We start from the raw sequence: 1065 nt of genomic DNA on the forward strand, positions 1-1065 counted from the left end.
TTATAGTACTATCTGGCTTGGGCGGATGAGATGCGGTGGGTGCAAGCAAAGAGTACGGCGCCATTTTCCCCTCTTCCTGTTCTTCAAGTCCTTCATGGTGGAAAACAAAGAGATTTACCATGAAGATCTTGGAGCAGCATAGCCGCAACCAAAAATAACTTTAGCATTTTCGGCGAAAAGAAGTATAGTAGCATCCTTATAAATGACTAAATTTATTGAAAGGATGCTACTATGAAACTGAAGGAATTATACAAAGAAAAAATCATGGGTGCAATAAAAGGTTTAGACAGAATCAGATTTCGCGGAACGCTTCGCTGGCTTGCTAATGAGTTGTACTGGTTCAGCGTGAATCGGACAAATCCACTTCGTTGCTAAGAGACTTTTCTTGCCTTCGGCAAGTAGGTTTTTTTAGGCATTTCGGGAGTGATGGATGAGTCTTTGGAAGGGTTGTGGGAATCCGAAGACTCCCACATGAACGGTCATCCGTCGCTCCCTGCTGATTATCCCTGGCGGGTTGCTCCTCAGCATTGCCCGCTTCCGTTTTATCAGCCGACGTAATTGTCGCCGCTTTTCCGGTTATTGTCAAGACTTCTGTCGTCACGATGCTTTCCTTTTTAGTTTACGGGCCTCTCTGGCTGCGGCAAGTTTGGCGTCGCGTGCGGCGAGGATCATTTCGGCCCGCCCGTGCAGTTTGTCATTGGGCGTTATATATCCGATGGCACTGTGCAGACGTCTGTTGTTGTAATGATCTACAAAGCCGATTATGACCCGTATCGCATCATCCAGCGACAGCGGTGTATTGACCCGAATACACGTGCCTTTGATCGTCTTGTGATAACGCTCCAGTTTGCCGTTGCTCTGCGGATAATACGGTGAAGTCTTTACGTGCGTCATGCCGCTGATCCGTATGAACTCCTTAAAGTCCCTCGATATGAACTGCGGGCCGTTGTCGGAAATAATTCGCGGTTTGGCATTTGGGAACTTTTCTCGTGCTCGCTGTAAGATAATTTCAACATCTTTCTCGGTCATCGACTCGCGTATCTCCCAGTGGACAATGTAGCGGCT

General features: G+C 47.4%; 1 protein-coding gene. It reads right to left on the minus strand.

Annotation, left to right across the window (positions count from 1 at the left end):
- Positions 1 to 597: 597 nt before the first annotated feature.
- A partial coding sequence (locus J7K40_05405; protein MCD6161833.1) for a transposase family protein occupies positions 598 to 1065 on the minus strand: 468 nt, incomplete at its 5' end.

It is taken from the genome of Candidatus Zixiibacteriota bacterium (assembly GCA_021159005.1).
Lineage (GTDB): Bacteria > Zixibacteria > MSB-5A5 > UBA10806 > 4484-95 > JAGGSN01.